This is a genomic window from Pedobacter caeni (genome assembly GCF_900129215.1).
Classification (GTDB): domain Bacteria; phylum Bacteroidota; class Bacteroidia; order Sphingobacteriales; family Sphingobacteriaceae; genus Pedobacter; species Pedobacter caeni.
Map to the genome: position 1 here is coordinate 36,295 of NZ_FQUQ01000008.1, position 19,265 is coordinate 55,559.

A 19,265-nucleotide genomic window follows, 5' to 3' on the forward strand; every position below is an offset into this window, starting at 1 on the left:
AAATAAAGAAGGCGGCTCCAAAATCTGGATACCGCCTTCTTTATTGACAAGGTAACTAATTAAAGACTAAGCTTTTTACGAATGTCAGATGGAAGACCTTTTTTATTTAACAGGAAAGCTGTGGTTTTATATTTCACAAAATTCTTTGTTACATACAGGTATCCTTTATAATCGTTGGTTGCACCCCATGAATTTTTAACGATATAATATTCTTTACCATTCTGATCTTTTGCAATACCAGTAATCTGCATTCCATGATCATCAGTAGTCTGATAATTGTCGAATGCTTCCTGACGCAATTCAGTAGTAATTTCTTTCTCTGGTTTAGGGCCATTGAACATTGTCGCTTTCTCTTCTTTAGACATTGCATCGAAATCCTTCTCAGGAACAAAAGCAACCCCGTTTTTCCAGCTAAAGCCTTTTTCGCTTACATCTGTTGCCCAGGCAACTGTAAATCCTTTTTTCAATGCATTGTCAATTACTTTGGTAATGTCGTCCATCTGTACATTGTACACCTGATCGTAAGACCAGTTATCAGGAACCATTAATACCGTTTTTGTATAATATGGAGCAGTATTGAAAGAAGAAAGCTCTACATAGTCAGCCGGGTTGATGCCTACCACTTCTTTAGCAAAAGTTTTAGGAGTATAATTTTTGCCTTCAAACGTAAAGTTTTCAGGAACCGCACCAAGACATGAATCTATTGTAGCGATGTATTTCTTTTTCCAGTTCGGATCAAGCTTTCCGTTAGGCGCTTTAACCGCTTCTTCAAGAATAGCTTTAGTCAGCTTATTCATATCGTCAGACTTGTTTGCCGCTGTTCCGTAATCCCTGCCATTATAAACTTCCTGAGGTAAGGCACCATACAAAGCAAACATATTGATTACGTCATGACATGCACCCCCATCACCAAGTGTTAAGGCACCATGCATACGTACATAGTTGATTCCTTTTTCGATATACGCATTACGTGCGGTAAAGATATCTGCAAGGTCGACTGGCTTTTTACCTGCACGGATCATTTCTGATTCTAAGAAAGAGTTCGTGCTATAGCTCCAGCAGGTACCTGAAGATTTTTGATTTTTAACAGAAGTTGCTTCTGCATTGATTACCGGAGTAAAAACAAAACTATTTTTACTGTCTGTACTTTGGTTGTTTTTTAGTGAATTCACAAGATCATCTTGTGCAAATCCACTACCGGCAGTAAATAGAAGGCCTGCAGCCAGCAATACCGGTTTAAAAGAAATTTTAGTCATTTTATGTGTTTAAATTTAATCCGCCTCACAAATCAGGATATGATTTATAATGACGGAGGCAAACTTAACAATATTCCTTCCAGTCAACAACAGCTTAAAAACATTGTTACCGAATAGCTTTGCGAAAATTTTCCATAATTTTAACCTTAAATCATACTATGGACATCTCACTAAAAGGAAAATACGCATTAATTTGTGGCAGTACACAAGGTATTGGATTGGCAACAGCAAAAGTGTTGGCAGGCATGGGCGCAAATTGTATTCTCATGGCCAGGAACGAAGAATCCCTGAAAACTGTGGTTCAGCAGCTGGCTTGTGATCAGGATCAGCAACATCGCTATCAGGTGGCTGACTTCTCTGAAAAGCAACAAATAGAGACCGCAATACATCAATTGACTTCAACCCTAAAGATTGCCATACTTGTCAACAATACCGGCGGTCCTAAATCCGGCCCGATTACCGAAGCCCTTCCTTCTGATTTTGAATCCGCATTCGGACAGCACCTCATTGGCAACCAGATCCTGGTTACGGCAGTTCTTCCGGGAATGAAGGAATTGGGATATGGAAGGATCATCAATATCATCTCCACCTCCGTCAAAACCCCTTTACCAAACCTGGGTGTTTCCAATACCATCAGAGCTGCAGTTGCCTCATGGGCAAAGACACTATCCAACGAAGTTGGTAAATTCAACATCACGGTGAACAATGTGCTACCAGGGCTAACCGAAACAGCAAGACTAACCAGTTTAATGGAGCAGACGGCAAAAAATCAGCAATCCGAAGTCAGCGATGTGGAGAAAAACATGGTCAAGACCATTCCAATGGCCAGGTTTGGAAAAGCAGAAGAAATCGCTAATGTAATTGCTTTCCTTGCTTCACCGGCAGCATCCTATGTAACCGGGACGAGTATCAGGGTAGATGGCGGGCGCACACCCTCCATTTAGTTTTTTCCTATCTCATTTATCTTTCTTAACTTTGCGCCTGCATTAAACGCTGTATGCAACAGTATCAATGAATATATGAAAAAATTCCAGACCCTACTTTACTATTGCTATAGTTACATAGCAGAGGCAGAACAATTTGCTGCTGATCATCTTACTTTTTGTAAATCTCTGGGCCTTGTCGGACGCATTATTGTCGCCAATGAGGGCCTTAACGGAACAGTTTCCGGAACTAAAGAAGCATGTGAAGCTTATATGGCAGCCATTAAGGCTGATGAACGGTTCGCTAAAACTGATTTTAAAATTGATGAGGTGGAAGAGCCTTCTTTCATCAAAATGCACTGTCGCTATAAAGCGGAAATTGTGCATTCAGGATTAAGGGATACCAGCATCATCAATCCAAATGAGCGCACAGGAAAGCACCTTGAACCCGCTGATTTTCAAAAAATGATCGATGATGAGGATGTAGTGATTCTTGATGTCCGTTCTAATTACGAACATAACCTCGGTAAATTTAAGAATGCAGTTACGCTGGACATTGAAAACTTCAGGGATTTCCCGGATAAAATCAATGAGCTGGCCAAGTATAAAGATAAAAAAGTACTCACTTATTGTACTGGTGGTATCAAATGCGAAAAAGCTTCTGCTTTATTGCTACATCACGGTTTCAATGACGTATACCAGCTTCATGGAGGAATTATCAAATACGGTAAGGAAGCGGGCGGAGAAGATTTTGAAGGTAAATGTTATGTATTTGACAACCGTATCGCTGTTGATGTCAATTCCGTAAATCCAACTATCGTTTCCAAATGCTTTAACTGTGGAACGACTACACCGAAAATGATCAATTGTGCCAATCCGGAATGTAATGAGCACATTACGCAATGTGATGCCTGTGGAGAAGAACTACAGGGATGCTGCTCTGTAGCCTGTACCACGAACCCTCGAAAACGTGCTTACGATGGAACCGGATATTATGTAAAAGTACCTCAACCTGTAAACCTTACTTCAAAATAACTACCTTAGTCGTTAATGAAGAGCGGATACCTTAAATACTTTTTATGTTACCTTCTGTTTGCGTTTATTTCAATTTCCGCCAAAGCAGAAAACATTAAAAGTATTGGGGTTCCTTATGTGCAGAATTATCCCAAGTCGGTATACCTCTCCGGAAATCAAAACTGGTCAATTACCAAGGATAAGAATGGCATTATGTATTTCGGAAATGCACAGGGCCTGCTCAGCTATGATGGTAAATACTGGCAGCAGTACAAAATGCCCAACCGGCAGATTGTACGTTCAGTGCTTGCAGACCCTTCAGGTATCATTTACACCGGAGGCTTCGGAGAACTTGGTTATTGGTCAAATAAGAACAGAAAATTAACCTATACCTCTTTAACGAAGCTTGTTCCTCAGACAAACACCCTGAAAGATGAGATCTGGAAGATCTGTTCGGAAGGAAAAAAGGTCATCTTTCAGTCTTTTAACGCGATCTATATCTACGAAAACAACAAGATAAAGGTCGTCAAAGCGGCACATCCTTTTTTGTTTCTCCATCAGGTGGGCAAACGTTTCTTTGTGGAAGTGCTCAGTCAGGGGCTCTCCGAACTGATTAATGATCAACTGGTCCCACTAAAAGGAAGTACACCTGCAAATTCCACCGATGTACTGTCTATTCTTCCTTACAAAAACGGAAGTTTACTGATCGGAACCAGTAAAGATGGTCTGTTTACCTATGATGGAAATAGCTTCAGCCCTTTAAATACACCTGCCAATGCTTTTCTGAAAGTATATCAGTTAAATAACGGGGTAAAAATATTAAACAAATACTACGCTTACGGAACGATATTAAATGGGCTGATCATCATTGATGAACAGGGAAATATCGTTCAGCGCATCAATAAATCAAGTGGTTTACAGAACAATACCGTCCTCAGCCTTTATGCCGATGATGACCAGAACCTGTGGGCAGGTCTGGACAATGGGATAGACCGTGTGGAACTCAACTCCCCATTATATTTCTATTTTGATAAAACCGGGCAATTTGGGACCGTTTATTCTAGTCTGATTTACAACAATACCATTTACCTGGGCACCAACCAGGGCTTATTCTACAGCCCATGGACATCCGGACAGGACCTCTTTAGTTCTTTTGATTTTAAATTGATTCCCGGCTCTCAGGGGCAGGTCTGGGACCTGACCATTATTGATGGGCAATTGATCTGCGGGCACAATAACGGCACTTTTAAGGTGGACGGAAATAAACTCGAAAAGATATCCAATGCCAACGGTGGCTGGACCATCAAAAAGCTCGACGATGGGCAGGACTGCCTCATCCAGGGAACTTACAATGGGCTTCTCATTTATAAGAAAGATGCGAAAGGAATCTGGCGGTTTCACCATAAAATTGCCGGCTTTGATGAGCCCTCCAGATATGTGGAGAGAGATGCAAAAGGAGACATATGGGTAAGTCATGCTTATAAAGGTCTCTACAAACTGACCCTCAGCCCGGACCTTTCCAGAGTCATTTCTTCCTGGCCTTACAACGAAAAAAATGGCCTTCCTGATGATTACAACATCAATATCTTTAAAATCGCGAACAAGCTTGTCTTTTCTTCTGATCAGGGATTTTTCATTTATGATGAGATCAGTAACCGTTTTAAGAACTACGAAGAACTCAACAAGGGTTTAAAAGGATTTTCCACTTCCAACAAAATCATTAGTGCCGGCCCCAACAAATATTGGTTCATTAACCGGGGAAAGATGGGACTGGCCCACTTCACCCAACCAGGGAAGCTCAACATCGACTCCAACAGGTTTAGCATTCTTGATGGGAGAATGGTTCAGTATTATGAAAACATCAGTAAAATCAGCAATGACATCTATCTGATTAGTGTAGATGATGGTTTCGTCATTTACAATGGAACAGATGGGCAGAGCGGGAATAAAAAAGCGACTTTGCCTTCGGTGCTCATTCGCAGGATAGAAGACATTACCGACACTTACCATACCCTTAGTGAGATTGGAAACAATGGAGCAGAGGTGGAGATCCCTTTTAGCAGGAATAACATCCGGATTTCCTACGCCCTTCCCTACTACAGGCAGGCAAAAGTGAAGTTTCAATACTACCTGGAAGGATATTCCAAACAATGGTCAGACTGGAGTACAGCCTCGCAAAAGGATTTCACCAATTTAAGCCGGGGAAGTTATGTATTTAAAGTACGTGCAAAGCTTAACGATGAGCTTGTGAGCAAAGAGACGGTGTTTGAATTCAGCATCCTCCCTCCTTTTTACGCAACAAACTGGGCAATTGCTTTTTACATCTTATGTATCATTGTCTTACTCATCTCTTCCAAGCGTCTTTATGAGAAAAAACTAAAAAAAGACCAGCAATCCATCTCTAAAAAATTGCAGGCAGAAAAAGAAGCTTACCTTAAAAAAGAAGCCGAAGCAACGGAAAGACAAATCATCAAACTTCAGACCGAAAAGCTACAGGTAGAGCTGGCGGGCAAGAACAGGGAACTGGCAAACTCAGCCATGAGCCTGGTATATAAAAACGAGCTCTTGCAAAAGCTAAGTCAGGAAATTCTGAAGCTGAAAGACGGCAATGGAAAACCATTGGCAGAGGACCAGTTGAGAAAAATTCAGAAGGTAATTGATGAAGGAATGAACGATGAACGGGACTGGAATTTATTCGAGAGCAGCTTCAACGAAGCACATGAAAGTTTCTTCAAAAAGTTAAAAGCAAACCATCCTGACCTGGTACCCAATGACCTGAAGTTATGTGCCTATCTGCACATGAATATGAGCAGTAAGGAAATGGCATCATTACTTAACATCTCCCTTCGCGGTGTAGAAATCAGACGCTACAGACTACGCAAAAAGCTCGAAATTCCTCACGACAAGAACCTCGTTGAGTTCTTAATGGAACTTTAGGACTACATCATTACCACACACACGCTGATTCTACCCCCACATTTCTGCATTTTACCAAAGGCTTGCAAAACCATACATAATTTTGCCTAATAAGTCATATAACCGCGTTTTTAGTCCAAAAACTGATTTGGACAAGCTGTTTAAAACACTACACATTCTGGTTTGATGTATTAATGTATAGGCCATTTTTTTGTAATAGCGGTTCTAGTCACAGAAATTTAACAAACAATTAAACAAAACTTAAACGAGCATGAAAAGAATCTTTACAAAATTTTCTGTTTTAACATTTCTCTGTTTTCTTTTTAATTACACAGCCTTCGCACAGAACATTACTGTGAAAGGAACGGTTACCGACGGGGGGGATAAAACCACCATCCCGGCAGTAAGTGTACAGGTAAAAGGTACAACAACAGGAGCGCAAACAGACGTCAACGGAAACTATTCCATCAGCGCCCCGGCGAACGCGACACTGGTATTTACCTATATAGGTTATACCACACAGGAGATCGCCGTAAACAATAGAACTACAGTAAACGTAGTACTCGCCTCATCCTCTCAGCAATTGGATCAGGTAGTGGTGATAGGTTATGGTACACAAAGAAAAATTGATGTGACTGGTGCTGTAACTTCTGTAAAAGGGGAAGATATTTCAAAACAAGCTTCCGTAAACCCGGTAAGTGCATTACAAGGTAAAGTTGCAGGGGTATCGATCAGCAATGTTGGAAAACCAGGAGCTTCACCTCAGATTACAATTCGTGGTACCGGAACAATTTACGGAAACACCAATGTATTGTATGTTGTTGATGGGGTATGGTATGATGATATCAACTTTCTAAATCCTGCTGATATTGCAAACATCAGTATTTTGAAAGATGCATCCAGTCAGTCTATTTATGGAATCCGGGCTGCAAACGGAGTAGTTTTAGTAACTACAGTGCGTGGCAAAAATGGAGATGCCACGATCAATTACAATGGTACCATGGGTTTTCAAAAAATTACCGATGCAGTAAAAATGACCAATGCCAGCGAATATGCTACAGCAGTAAATGAAGCCTATAAAATTCAGGCACAGCCTGGAAAAGAATTTTTATTCGCAAACACTAATTTAGGCGCTGGTACAGATTGGTACAAACAGGCATTAAGAGATGCAGTGGTGACCAACCATCAGCTTTCCGTAAATGGTGCAACAGAAAAATCAAGCTATAACTTCTCTCTGGGTTATTTGAACCAGGATGGGATTGTAAAGAACAACAATTATAAAAGATACACTGCCCGTCTGGCTAATGACTTCCAGGTTGTAAAAGGCCTTAAAATAGGATACAATGTAACCGGATCAGCCAGCAATTCAAAAGATGTTCCCGATGCAATTTTCAGAAATCTATACGCCGCCTCACCGGTTGTTCCGGTATTTAAAGCAAATGGAGCCTATGGAGAACCTGCAGATTTCCAACTTGGTAACGGTAGTGATATCAATCCGCAAGCTACTTTGGACTTCTTCAACCAGAGGACTACAAAATACAGGGTTACTGGAAACGTTTTTGCAGAACTAAAATTCGCTAAACATTTCACTTTTAAAACCAGCGCCGGTGGTGATTTCGGACAGGAAGAGAAAAGAGCTTATACTCCTAAATATGAAGCAACGTTAGCACAACGCGCTACGAACAGCCTCCTGGCAGTTGATCGAATTGAAACCAGAAACTGGATTTTGGAAAACACCTTAACCTATGACAACAAATGGGGTGACCATAACCTAACCGTTTTAGCTGGTCAGACTGCACAACGTTACAAAGAAAATACTTTAAAGGGAACTGCACTTAATGTTCCGTACAGCAGTGAAGGTGATTTATATTTAAGTCTTGGTGATGGCAGGTCGATTATCAATACGGGTAAGTTAAATACCGCTACCTCTTATTTTGGCAGGGCTAATTACTCCTTTAAAAACAAATACCTTTTAAATGCTTCCATGAGAGCCGATGCGGCTTCTCAGTTCTATGGTGGAAACGATCTTTGGGGTTATTTCCCTTCAATAGGTGCGGGATGGGTAATCAGCAATGAGGACTTCATGAAGGATCAAAAACTTTTCAGCAATTTAAAATTACGCGGAAGCTGGGGTAAAGTAGGTAACGCAGGCGTACCAATTAACCCAAGCACACTCACCGTATCTCAAGCAGCACAACTCCTGGCTGTATTTGGAAAAGATTTCACTCAAACTGGTGCAAATATCAGAATGATTGTTCCTCCGGCCCTTTTCTGGGAACGTAGTGCAGGAACAGACATTGGATTAGAAATGGGTTTCCTTGATAATAAATTAAACATCGAAGCCGATTATTATAACAGAACAACAGAAAAGGCCATCTTTGATATTCCTGTTTTCGGATCCCTGGGACTAGAGACAAGTACAATTATAGCAAATCAGGCAGATTTTAGAAACCGTGGATTTGAATTAGTGGCTTCCTGGGCTGATCAAACCAGCAGTGGACTAAAATACACGATCAGTGGAAATGTTGGATACAACACAAACAAGGTATTAAATGTAAGTTCAGGTGCAAATCCTATTTATAAGGGAGGTGCAGGTTTAACAAGTGGTGAGCTGGCTACAAGAACAATTGAAGGCAGACCAATTGGCGAGTTCTTTGGATATCAGGTTGCAGGAATATTCCAGACTCAGGAAGAAGTAAACGCTTCTGCACAATCTCAGGATGCAAGACCAGGTGACTTTAAGTATGTAGATCAGAACGGTGATGGTGCAATCGACAGAAAAGACAAAATTGCTCTGGGAAATCCAAATCCTAAATTCAGTTATGGTCTGAATACTAACTTTGCTTACCGGAATTTCGACCTGACCGTAGATATCCAGGGTGTTGCCGGAGTGGACGTTTATAATGGAAACCTCAGTGCGAGATTTGGAAATGAGAACTACACTAAAAAAATGTATGATAACCGTTGGAATGGCGCCGGGACTTCAAATGAATACCCTTCTGCAGATTTAGCTGGCCGTAGAAATACAGCAACCAACTCTTTCTACGTAGAAAGTGGAGCCTATGTTCGATTAAGAAATATCCAATTGGGTTATTCTTTGCCTCAGGCGATAACTTCAAAATGGAAAATTCAGAAGTTACGTTTCTTTGCCAATGCGCAAAATGCAGTCAATCTTTTTGGTTATAGAGGCTTTAGCCCTGAAGTTGGAGGTACACCAACCAATACAGGTGTTGACATCAATGTATATCCATTGTATGCAACCTATAATTTCGGTCTAAACCTTACTTTTTAATTGATTTGAAGATGAAAACATTAATAAATAAAAATATACAAACCTGGTGTGTTACCGCAGCAATACTCGCGGCTACTCTTGTCTCTTCGTGTAAGAAAGATTTTTTAAATGTAGATCCTCAGGGTGTACAACCCGAGACTCAGTTCTGGAAAACACCGGAAGATGCGGCCAAAGCAGTCAATTCAGTGTATGCAAACCTACGCAGCTGGAATAACGTCGCCTTTAATGCAATAGCAATTGAAAGTACAGGCTCAGATGAGGCCGACAAAGGAAGTACTCCCACAGATGCTACTTTTTTCAACCTCTACGACACGTTTACGGTAACTTCTACTCATGGAACTATCCTGGACTTCTGGACTGGACAATATCAAAATATTCAACTCTGCAATCAGGTCTTAGAAAACGTGCCAGGCATCACTATGGATGAGGCTTTAAAAGCCCGTTTCCTCGCAGAAGCAAAATTTGTGCGTGCTTTCTCTTACTTCAGGTTAGTAAGAGCTTATGGAAATGTTCCTTTAAGACTCACTATTCCAAAAAATGAAGCAGAAAGAAATCTACCTCAATCTCCAAAAGAAACTGTTTATGCCCAGATTGAAAAAGACCTGACAGAGGCTGCTGCTGTTCTCCCTGCATCTTACAATGCGGAAAATGTTGGCCGTGCAACTAAAGGTGCTGCCATAGGTATGCGTGCAAAAGCAGCTCTTTATCAGAAAAAATGGGCTGAAGTACTTTCACTAACCAATGAGGTGATCGGAATGGGCTACACCCTGTTCCCTGATTTTGAAAAAGGTTTCCGAGTAGAAAACGAGAACAACTCAGAATCTCTGTTTGAAATTCAGGCCGCTTTACTTCTTGACAATAAAGATGCTTCGAACTCTCAATATAGCCAGGTGCAAGGTGTGGCAGGACATATGGGCTGGGGCTTTAATACGCCATCAGCAGCATTGGCTGCAGCATTCGAGCCTGGAGATCCAAGAAGGGATGCAACCATTATTTTTAAAGGAGAAACTACTCCTCAGGGAGATTTTATCCCGGCAACTGTACCAAACGACAGGTACAACCAAAAATCCTATGTTCCTTTTAACACCAAAGTATCCGGATACAATGAAGGGGCACAACAAAATATCAGGGTATTGAGATTCGCCGATATTCTATTAATGAATGCAGAAGCAGCAAATGAATTGGGGACTCCTTCTCAGGCACTGATTTCATTAAACAAAGTTCGTGCAAGAGCAAGAGGAGGTAATCCAACCGTTCTTCCCGATGTAACCACCACAGATCAGACAGCTTTACGCAATGCTATTTATAAAGAAAGACAAGTAGAGCTTGCGATGGAGAATGACCGTTATTTTGACGTCATCCGCCAAGGCAGAGGTACTGAAGTTTTTGGTATAAAAGGATGGAAAGCCAACAAAAATGAAGTGTGGCCTATCCCGGAAACAGAAATCGAACAAAGTAGCGGTTTATTGAAACAAAACCTGGGTTACTAATCATAATAAAACATCAATATCGAAAGGTTGCCGGGGTTAGGCCGGCAGCCTTTTTTTCAATCCCTTCTTCATGTTAAAATCAAAATTTTACTTCCTGATTCCAACGCTGCTTGTCCTGATTTCAGGCATGGCTACAACTGTTAATGCACAAAAGAAAACCGCAGAAGGTATCAAACCAGAACTAAAAATACAAAAGAATTTAACCGACGATCAGTTACTGGATCTCGTACAAAAGCAAACCTTCCGTTATTTCTGGGATTTTGCACATCCGGTAAGCGGAATGGCACGTGAGCGCAGCAATGTAGCCTTTGAATACGGAAATGAAGTAGTGACCACCGGAGGAACCGGATTTGGCATCATGGCTACCATCGTAGCATCAGAACGTAAATTTATTACCCGGGAACAAGCAGCCGCCAGAACAAAAAAGATCGTAGACTTCCTTTGGAAAGCCGATATGTTTCATGGCGCATTCCCACACTGGCTTAACGGAGAAACCGGAAAAACCATCCGTTTCAGTCCTAAAGACGACGGAGCCGATATCGTAGAAACTTCTTTTCTCTTCCAGGGACTATTAACTGCACGTCAGTATTATACCGCAGACAATGCCACAGAAAGAGACATCAGAAATAAAATATTATGGATGTGGGAAGGTATAGAATGGAATTGGTTCACTCAAAACCAGAATGTCCTTTACTGGCACTGGAGCCCAAATAATGGCTGGAGCATGAACCACCAGATCAGGGGATATAACGAATGCCTGATCACTTATATTCTTGCTGCTTCCGCACCAAAATATGCCATTGATAAAAAAGTATACCACGAAGGATGGGCTATGAGCAATACCTTCTTCAATGGCAAGAAATTCAATGACATTACCCTTCCACTAGGCTTTGATGGTGGTGGTCCTTTATTCTTTTCTCATTATTCCTACCTGGGCTTAGATCCAAGAGGATTAAAAGATAAATACGCAGATTATTGGGAGCAAAATAAAAACCATACCCTGATCAACAGGGCATATTGCATCGAAAATCCTAAAAATTATAAAGGATATAGTGCAAAAAGCTGGGGTTTAACGGCGAGCGACAGCTGGCAGGGTTATGCTGCTCACTCTCCTGCAGAAGATCTGGGCGTCATCACCCCTACCGCAGCCTTATCTGCATTTCCTTATACACCGGAATACTCCATGCAGGCATTAAGACATTTTTACGAGGATATGGGAGACCAGCTCTGGACCGAATACGGGTTTGCGGATGCCTTTAGTGAACAGCATAAATGGGTGGCGAAATCCCACCTGGCCATTGACCAGGGCCCCATCATCGTCATGATAGAAAATTATAGAAGCGGCTTATTGTGGAAATTGTTCATGAGTAGCCCGGAAGTACAGATCGGCTTGAAAAAACTAGGTTTTAGCACGCCCACAATTAAATAGTTTATAGAATCGGGGGATTCAATTTATAAATGTTTAGCCATATCATATCCTTTAAACACTAAATCTAAAATTATGAAAAGAACCCTCACCGTTTTAACAGTACTCTTACTAGCAGTGGTACTGATTGGACCTTCTAATCACTCTTTTGCAAAAACAAATAAAAAAACCGAGTCTAAAACAAATATAAAGTCAGAGAAAAAGGTTAAAAAATCACAGACAATGATTCCATTGATGGCTAGAAACAGCACTGTAGATGGCGTGTATGTACAGTTGTGGAATACCACCTCCGGAGGCCATGTCACTTATTTTCTTCCACCCAACACGCCAAACCCAATTGTACTTGGATATTTGCAACAAAATAATGACATCTATAACGTCAGCCTATCCTCCACCGGAGGAGCTCATGACATGTGGATCTACTGGGAGCATAAGACAAACGTTACCGGATTAGTTGCCAACGGAATGGCACTTGCCTGTGTCAGCTGCGCCGATATAAGAATCTTTAACTAAACTGATACTGGCTAAACATTTAACTACACCTTATGTCTGATAAAAAGCTTATTACGATTTTCCTACTTTGTTTGTTACAAAGCTTAATGACATTTGCACAGCAAAAGCAAACCACTTATTGCAATCCGGTCAACCTGGATTACGGCTATACCCCTATCCCCAACTTTGCCACCCAGGGGAAACACCGGGCAACAGCTGATCCGGTAATCGTCAATTATAAAGGAGATTATTATTTATTTTCCACCAACCAATGGGGCTATTGGTGGAGCCCCGACCTCAGCAACTGGAACTTTGTATCCAAATCATTCTTAAGACCCGAACATAAAGTATACGACGACCTTTGCGCTCCTTCTGTATGGATCCAGGGGGATACCATGCTCGTTTTCGGCTCTACCTATTCCCGTAATTTCCCTATCTGGATGAGCACCAATCCTAAAGGAAACGAATGGAAAGAAGCCGTTCATGACTTCGACATTGGCGGATGGGACCCTGCGCATTTTGTGGATGACGATGGAAAACTGTACATGTACAATGGCAGCAGCAATGTTTACCCACTCTATGGTATAGAGCTCAATCGCAAAACTTTCCAGCCCATTGGCACAAGAAAAGAACTTTTACTACTCAACCCAGACCGTTTTGGCTGGCAACGCTTCGGGGAAAATCTGGACAATACTTTCCTCGACCCTTTTATGGAAGGTGCCTGGATGACCAAATACAATGGGAAATATTACCTGCAATATGGTGCCCCGGCAACAGAATTCAGCGGCTATGCCGATGGTGTAGCAATTGGAAAAACCCCACTCGGACCGTTTGAACACCAGTCGCTCCCCTTCTCTTACAAACCCGGAGGTTTCGCCCGTGGTGCCGGACATGGGGCTACTTTCCAGGACAACTGGAAAAATTACTGGCATGTTTCTACCATGGTGCTGGGCATTAAAAACAATTTTGAAAGACGAATTGGTATCTGGCCGGCTGGCTTTGATAAAGACGATGTGATGTACATGGATGCGGCTTTTGGAGATTACCCCCATTACCTGCCCAATAAAGCTTCAGATCATTTAAAAAGCGGCTTTACAGGCTGGATGTTACTCAACTACAATAAACCGGTTAGCGTATCCTCAACTTTGGGAAATTACAATGCCAATAATGCGGTTGATGAAAGCATCAGGACCTATTGGAGTGCCGCTTCTGATAAAAAAGGAGAGTGGATCCAGTCAGACCTCGGGACACTTTCTACCGTAAACGCAGTACAGATTAATTATGCAGATCAGGATGCTGCCTTTTTAGGAAAACAACAAGATACCTACCATCAATATAAACTCTGGTATTCTGCGGATGGCCGCAACTGGAAAATCCTTGCGGATAAAAGCAGCAATAAAAAAGATGTGCCGCATGATTATGTCGAACTGCAGAACCCGGTAAAAGCAAGGTTTATTAAACTGGAAAACGTCCACATGCCTACTGGTAAATTTGCCATCAGCGGACTGCGTGTTTTTGGAAACAGCAATCTTTCCAAACCAGCACCGGTCAAAGATTTTATCATCCTGAGAACAGAAAAAGACAAACGCAGCGCCTGGATCAGATGGCAAATGTCTGAAGATGCTTATGCGTACAACATTTACCTGGGAACAGACCCTGATAAATTATACAATTGCATCATGGTTCACAATGCGAACGAATACTGGTTCAAAGGAATGGACAAAGAAAAAACCTATTACTACAGCATCGAAGCCATCAATGAGAGCGGCGTTTCGGAGCGGACAAAAGTGCAGGCAGTTAATTAAATAAAGAATACCACAGATCAATAAAAAACAATACAGCATGAAGCGATTTTATTACTTCCTGATTTTATTAACACTTGGCTACGGAACAGCTACAGCACAGGAAAAACCCGCTTTCTGGAAAGAAATCCAGGAGTTCAAGCATAAAGACAGCATTTCCATGCCTCCAAAAAACGGGATTTTATTTGTAGGCAGTTCTTCATTCGAAAAATGGAAAGACCTGGAAACAGTCTTTAAAAATTACCATGCCATCAACAGGGGTTTTGGCGGTTCTACACTTGCCCAGGCCAACTATTATGTGGCTGACCTGGTTTTCCCTTACCAGCCACGTCAGGTCGTGATTTACAGTGGCGAGAATGACATTGCCATGGATGGCGTAAGCGCGTTGGAAACCTTAAACCGCTTTGCCCGCTTTTTCAGCAGCATCAGAAATAAATTCCCTGATGTTCCGGTATTGTACCTCTCGATTAAAAACAGTCCGTCGAGAACCAGATTCGCTGCAACAAATACCCATGCCAATGCCTTGATTAAAGAATACCTGAGTCATTATCATCATGCTCAGTTCCTTGATGTCAACAGCAAAATGTTAAAAAACAATGCACTTCGCCCGGAGCTTTTTCTGGAAGATATGCTACACATGAACCAGGAAGGTTATGCCATCTGGATCAAAGCCATCACTCCTTACCTGGTTAAATAGATTGAAACACATAAAAAAACAACATATAATGAGAAAAGCGACTTACTTATTTTTTCTGGCCGCCCTTTTTAGTCTGAGCTCCGGCTTTGCACAACAAAAGAAAGCGGTAACAGCGACCGATCAAAAGATGAATACCTTTATTAAAAACCTCCTGTCAAAAATGACACTGGATGAAAAAATCGGACAGCTCAACCTGCTGACAGGTGGAGAAGCGACTACCGGTTCTGTAGTAAGCACAGGTGTAGAAAGCAAAATTAAAAACGGACAGGTAGGCGGAATTTTCTCCCTGACCACCCCAGCCAGAATCCGTAAAGCACAGGAAATTGCCGTAAATCAAACCCGCTTAAAAATTCCGATCATCTTTGGCCAGGATGTCATTCACGGATATAAAACCACTTTTCCAATTCCATTGGCTCTATCCTGCAGCTGGGATATGGCACTCATCGAGAAAACAGCCAGAATTGCAGCCATTGAAGCCACGGCTGATGGTCTGAACTGGACCTTCTCTCCTATGGTGGATATTTCGAGAGATCCGCGCTGGGGCAGGATTTCTGAAGGCTCAGGAGAAGACACTTACCTGGGTTCAGAAATTGCAAAAGCAATGGTAAAAGGATTTCAGGGCGATGACTTGTCAAAATACAATACCATGATGGCCTGTGTAAAACACTTTGCTTTATATGGTGCTGCGGAATCAGGGAGAGATTACAATACCACCGACATGAGTCTGCACAGGATGTATAACGAATACCTGCCTCCTTATAAAGCAGCGGTTGATGCCGGTGCCGGAAGTGTGATGACTTCTTTCAATGACATCAATGGTGTTCCAGCTACTGCTAACAAATGGTTAATGACCGACTTGTTGCGCAAACAATGGGGATTTGACGGCTTTGTAGTGACCGATTATACTGCCGTAAATGAATTGATAGACCATGGATTAGGCGATTTACAAGCCGTTTCTGCACTTTCACTAAATGCAGGAGTAGAAATGGACATGGTTGGTGAAGGTTTCTTAACCACCCTGAAAAAATCAGTTCAGGAAGGAAAAGTTAAAGAACAACAAATCACCAATGCCTGTCGCCTGGTACTGGAAGCAAAATACAAACTGGGACTGTTTGAAGACCCTTTCCGTTATTGCAGTGAGGAACGCGCAAAGAACGAAATCCTGACTCCGGAACACCTGAAAGCAGCCCGCGAAACTGCTACTCAAAGTTTTGTACTGTTAAAAAATCAGGGACAAATTCTGCCACTTAAAAAAACCGGCACCGTAGCCCTGATTGGCCCATTGGCAAATAGCGGCAGCAATATGCCGGGAACATGGAGTGTAAACAGTGATTTAAAAAACACCATTTCTCTTTTGGAAGGACTAAAAGCCAATGCAGGTGCTGATCTTAAAATCTTACACAGCATGGGTGCCAATTTATTGACAGACCCTGAATATCAGAAAAGAGCGACCATGTTTGGCCGTGATATCCCAAGAGACAACCGCTCTGAAGAAGAAATGATCAATGAAGCGGTTGCAACGGCTCAGAAATCTGATGTGGTGGTTGCTGCCCTTGGCGAAAGCTCTGAAATGAGCGGAGAAAGTTCCAGCCGTACCAATCTGGACATTCCTGAACCTCAAAAAAGACTATTACAAGCTTTGTTAAAAACGGGAAAACCAGTGGTACTGGTGTTATTCACCGGCAGACCATTAACCCTGAAATGGGAAGATGAAAATGTTCCGGCCATCTTAAATGTCTGGTTTGGTGGAACAGAAGCAGCAAATGCCATTTCCGATGTGCTGTTCGGAAAAGTTAACCCATCCGGAAAATTAACGGCTACTTTCCCTCAAAATGTAGGTCAGATTCCCCTTTATTACAGTCAGAAAAGTACCGGACGTCCTTTGGAAGCAGGAAAATGGTTTTCTAAATTCCGTTCCAATTACCTGGATGTCAGCAATGAGCCTTTGTATCCCTTCGGATATGGCCTGAGCTATACTACTTTTGAATACAGCAACCTTAAACTGAGCAAAGCGAAGTTCAAAGCAGGCGAATCCATCACTGCAACCATCACTGTTAAAAATACGGGTGCAATGGAGGGTAAAGAAGTGGTTCAGATGTACATCAGAGACCTGGTAGGCAGCATCACCCGCCCGGTGAAAGAATTAAAAGGTTTTCAAAAGATCAACCTGAAAGCCGGAGAAAGTAAAGAGATCAGTTTCAAAATTTCTGAAAATGACCTGAAGTTCTATAATGCAGATTTAAAGTTTGTTGCAGAACCTGGTGATTTTACCATTTTCATTGGAACCAACTCGAGAGATAATGCGCAAGCTCCTTTCCAGCTGACCTTATAATCCTTTCTACTCCCTATAAACCCTGACCGCAGAAATGCCGTCAGGGTTTATTTTTTTTAAATGATTCTTAAATTGTTTAATTTTGGCAAATGAACCGCCTGACAATACTCATTTCAATGCTCCTGCTGACTGGTAGCATGGGCACTCAAGCCCAGGATTTAAAGAAATATGATAAAGGAAGCTTTATCAAAGGCAAGGACAGTATTTATTACCGCATCCTCTTCCCGGAGAATTTTGATGCCACAAAGAAATACCCGATCCTGTTCTTTCTACATGGAAGAGGAGAAAGCGGCAATGACAACCAGAAACAATTGACCCATGGGGCAAAACAATTCCTTAAAGACGATTTCCGCAAACAGTTCCCTGCGATTGTCGTTTTTCCACAATGTGCAGAAAGCAGCTATTGGGCCAATGTAGAAATCAGTACCGATCCACAGGGAAAGCGTTCATTTAATTTTCAGAAGAGAGGAAAACCCACCAAGGCAATGCATGCATTACTAGGCATGATTGACAATTTTATGGATAAACCTTTTGTAGATGAGAAACGGGTATACGTTGGGGGCTTATCCATGGGTGCAATGGGAACCTATGAATTACTGAGACGTAAAAAGAAACTTTTTGCTGCAGCCTTTGCCATTTGCGGCGGCGACCATGTAGCCAATGTTCAGAAATATAAAGAAGTTCCCTTGTGGATCTTTCATGGAGAGAAAGACGATGTGGTGCCGGTAGTATTTTCTACCATCATTTCCGATCAGCTAAAGGTATTGGGAAAAACACCGAAGCTCACTTTGTATCCGAATGCCAACCACAACAGTTGGGACGCTGCATTTGCAGATCCCAAACTATTGCCCTGGTTATTTTCTAATCAGAAACAGCGTTAACTATTCTGCCATATTGTGATAAACGGCCTGAACATCATCGTCCTCTTCCAGTTTATCAATTAATTTAAATACATCTACTGCCTGCTCTTCAGTGATTGGGGTGGTAGACTGAGAAATGCGTTCTAACTTTGCACTCTTCATTTCCACACCTGTATCTTCTAAAGCTTTTTGCATCTTTCCAAAGTCTTCAAAAGCAGTTTGAACCACTGCAATATCATTTCCTTCTTCATCTGCTTCCAGGTATAATTCTTCCAGACCGGCATCGATCAGTTCAAACTCCAGTTCTTCCAGATCTTTCTCTCCCGGTAAGAAACGGAAGATAGACTTACGGCTGAAAATGAAATCCAAAGATCCTGTCTTCCCTAAAGTACCACCTGTTTTATTGAAATAACTGCGCACATTGGCTACCGTTCTGTTCGTATTGTCTGTAGCTGTTTCGATCAGAATCGCCACACCATGTTGTGCGTACCCTTCGTAAACAAACTCCTCATAACCGTTTTCATCCTTGTTCGATGCCCTTTTTATCGCAGCATCAACCCTGTCCTTAGGCATATTTACTGCCTTCGCATTCTGGATTGCGGTACGTAAGCGGGAGTTCGTATCTGGCGAAGGACCACCATCTTTAACGGCCATTACAATCTCTTTACCTATCCTGGTAAATTGTACGGCCATTTTAGCCCAACGCTTAAATTTCCTTTCTTTTCTAAATTCAAATGCTCTTCCCATTGTATATGCTATTTAAGG

The 19,265-nt window shown here is 41.9% G+C and carries 13 protein-coding genes; 11 read left to right on the top strand and 2 right to left on the bottom strand.

Annotation, left to right across the window (positions count from 1 at the left end; translation table 11 throughout):
* Positions 1–59: 59 nt before the first annotated feature.
* A complete protein-coding gene (locus BUC20_RS30730; protein ID WP_073237781.1) occupies positions 60–1,256 on the bottom strand; it encodes a C1 family peptidase in 1,197 nt (398 codons plus the stop codon).
* A 158-nt stretch (positions 1,257–1,414) separates the two neighbouring features.
* On the opposite strand from BUC20_RS30730, the gene BUC20_RS30735 reads away from it, so the two are divergent.
* The 11 genes from BUC20_RS30735 to BUC20_RS30785 all read left to right on the top strand — a co-directional run bounded on the left by BUC20_RS30735 (position 1,415) and on the right by BUC20_RS30785 (position 18,521).
* Complete coding sequence (locus BUC20_RS30735; RefSeq protein ID WP_073237784.1) at positions 1,415–2,200, top strand: SDR family oxidoreductase; 786 nt, start codon at positions 1,415–1,417, stop codon at positions 2,198–2,200.
* 75 nt (positions 2,201–2,275) lie between these two features.
* Positions 2,276–3,214, top strand: a complete 939-nt coding sequence (gene trhO, locus BUC20_RS30740) for an oxygen-dependent tRNA uridine(34) hydroxylase TrhO (RefSeq protein ID WP_073237786.1) — start codon at positions 2,276–2,278, stop codon at positions 3,212–3,214.
* Positions 3,215–3,229: 15 nt separating this feature from the next.
* Positions 3,230–6,130, top strand: a complete 2,901-nt coding sequence (locus tag BUC20_RS30745; RefSeq protein ID WP_073237789.1) for a ligand-binding sensor domain-containing protein — start codon at positions 3,230–3,232, stop codon at positions 6,128–6,130.
* 250 nt (positions 6,131–6,380) lie between these two features.
* Positions 6,381–9,401 (top strand): SusC/RagA family TonB-linked outer membrane protein, encoded by a 3,021-nt coding sequence (locus BUC20_RS30750; protein WP_073237792.1) that lies wholly within the window; start codon positions 6,381–6,383, stop codon positions 9,399–9,401.
* An 11-nt stretch (positions 9,402–9,412) separates the two neighbouring features.
* The gene (locus tag BUC20_RS30755) at positions 9,413–10,891 is read left to right on the top strand and encodes a RagB/SusD family nutrient uptake outer membrane protein (protein WP_073237795.1); all 1,479 of its coding nucleotides are present in this window, start codon (positions 9,413–9,415) and stop codon (positions 10,889–10,891) included.
* Between the two features lie 70 nt (positions 10,892–10,961).
* A complete protein-coding gene (locus BUC20_RS30760) occupies positions 10,962–12,320 on the top strand; it encodes a glucoamylase family protein (RefSeq protein WP_073237798.1) in 1,359 nt (452 codons plus the stop codon).
* Positions 12,321–12,392: 72 nt separating this feature from the next.
* Positions 12,393–12,830, top strand: coding sequence for a hypothetical protein (locus tag BUC20_RS30765; RefSeq protein WP_073237801.1), 438 nt, complete (start codon positions 12,393–12,395; stop codon positions 12,828–12,830).
* Positions 12,831–12,916: 86 nt separating this feature from the next.
* Positions 12,917–14,614, top strand: a complete 1,698-nt coding sequence (locus tag BUC20_RS30770) for a family 43 glycosylhydrolase (RefSeq protein ID WP_084529442.1) — start codon at positions 12,917–12,919, stop codon at positions 14,612–14,614.
* Positions 14,615–14,651: 37 nt separating this feature from the next.
* The gene (locus BUC20_RS30775; protein WP_073237807.1) at positions 14,652–15,308 is read left to right on the top strand and encodes a GDSL-type esterase/lipase family protein; all 657 of its coding nucleotides are present in this window, start codon (positions 14,652–14,654) and stop codon (positions 15,306–15,308) included.
* A 28-nt stretch (positions 15,309–15,336) separates the two neighbouring features.
* Positions 15,337–17,640 carry a beta-glucosidase BglX gene (bglX, locus tag BUC20_RS30780; RefSeq protein WP_073237809.1) on the top strand — a complete coding sequence of 768 codons (2,304 nt, stop codon included), beginning with the start codon at positions 15,337–15,339 and terminating at the stop codon, positions 17,638–17,640.
* 89 nt (positions 17,641–17,729) lie between these two features.
* Complete coding sequence (locus tag BUC20_RS30785) at positions 17,730–18,521, top strand: carboxylesterase family protein (protein ID WP_073237812.1); 792 nt, start codon at positions 17,730–17,732, stop codon at positions 18,519–18,521.
* On the opposite strand, the gene BUC20_RS30790 is transcribed toward BUC20_RS30785, so the two are convergent.
* On the bottom strand, positions 18,522–19,247 hold the full coding sequence (locus BUC20_RS30790) for a YebC/PmpR family DNA-binding transcriptional regulator (RefSeq protein ID WP_073237815.1): 726 nt from the start codon (positions 19,245–19,247) through the stop codon (positions 18,522–18,524).
* Positions 19,248–19,265 lie beyond the last annotated feature (18 nt).

What these genes read in the sequence shown, in the direction of transcription:
- BUC20_RS30730 (WP_073237781.1), bottom strand. Translation starts at nt 1,256, where the DNA reads ATGACTAAAATTTCTTTTAAACCGGTATTGCTGGCTGCAGGCCTTCTA.
- BUC20_RS30735 (WP_073237784.1), top strand. Translation starts at nt 1,415, where the DNA reads ATGGACATCTCACTAAAAGGAAAATACGCATTAATTTGTGGCAGTACA.
- trhO (WP_073237786.1), top strand. Translation starts at nt 2,276, where the DNA reads ATGAAAAAATTCCAGACCCTACTTTACTATTGCTATAGTTACATAGCA.
- BUC20_RS30745 (WP_073237789.1), top strand. Translation starts at nt 3,230, where the DNA reads ATGAAGAGCGGATACCTTAAATACTTTTTATGTTACCTTCTGTTTGCG.
- BUC20_RS30750 (WP_073237792.1), top strand. Translation starts at nt 6,381, where the DNA reads ATGAAAAGAATCTTTACAAAATTTTCTGTTTTAACATTTCTCTGTTTT.
- BUC20_RS30755 (WP_073237795.1), top strand. Translation starts at nt 9,413, where the DNA reads ATGAAAACATTAATAAATAAAAATATACAAACCTGGTGTGTTACCGCA.
- BUC20_RS30760 (WP_073237798.1), top strand. Translation starts at nt 10,962, where the DNA reads ATGTTAAAATCAAAATTTTACTTCCTGATTCCAACGCTGCTTGTCCTG.
- BUC20_RS30765 (WP_073237801.1), top strand. Translation starts at nt 12,393, where the DNA reads ATGAAAAGAACCCTCACCGTTTTAACAGTACTCTTACTAGCAGTGGTA.
- BUC20_RS30770 (WP_084529442.1), top strand. Translation starts at nt 12,917, where the DNA reads ATGACATTTGCACAGCAAAAGCAAACCACTTATTGCAATCCGGTCAAC.
- BUC20_RS30775 (WP_073237807.1), top strand. Translation starts at nt 14,652, where the DNA reads ATGAAGCGATTTTATTACTTCCTGATTTTATTAACACTTGGCTACGGA.
- bglX (WP_073237809.1), top strand. Translation starts at nt 15,337, where the DNA reads ATGAGAAAAGCGACTTACTTATTTTTTCTGGCCGCCCTTTTTAGTCTG.
- BUC20_RS30785 (WP_073237812.1), top strand. Translation starts at nt 17,730, where the DNA reads ATGAACCGCCTGACAATACTCATTTCAATGCTCCTGCTGACTGGTAGC.
- BUC20_RS30790 (WP_073237815.1), bottom strand. Translation starts at nt 19,247, where the DNA reads ATGGGAAGAGCATTTGAATTTAGAAAAGAAAGGAAATTTAAGCGTTGG.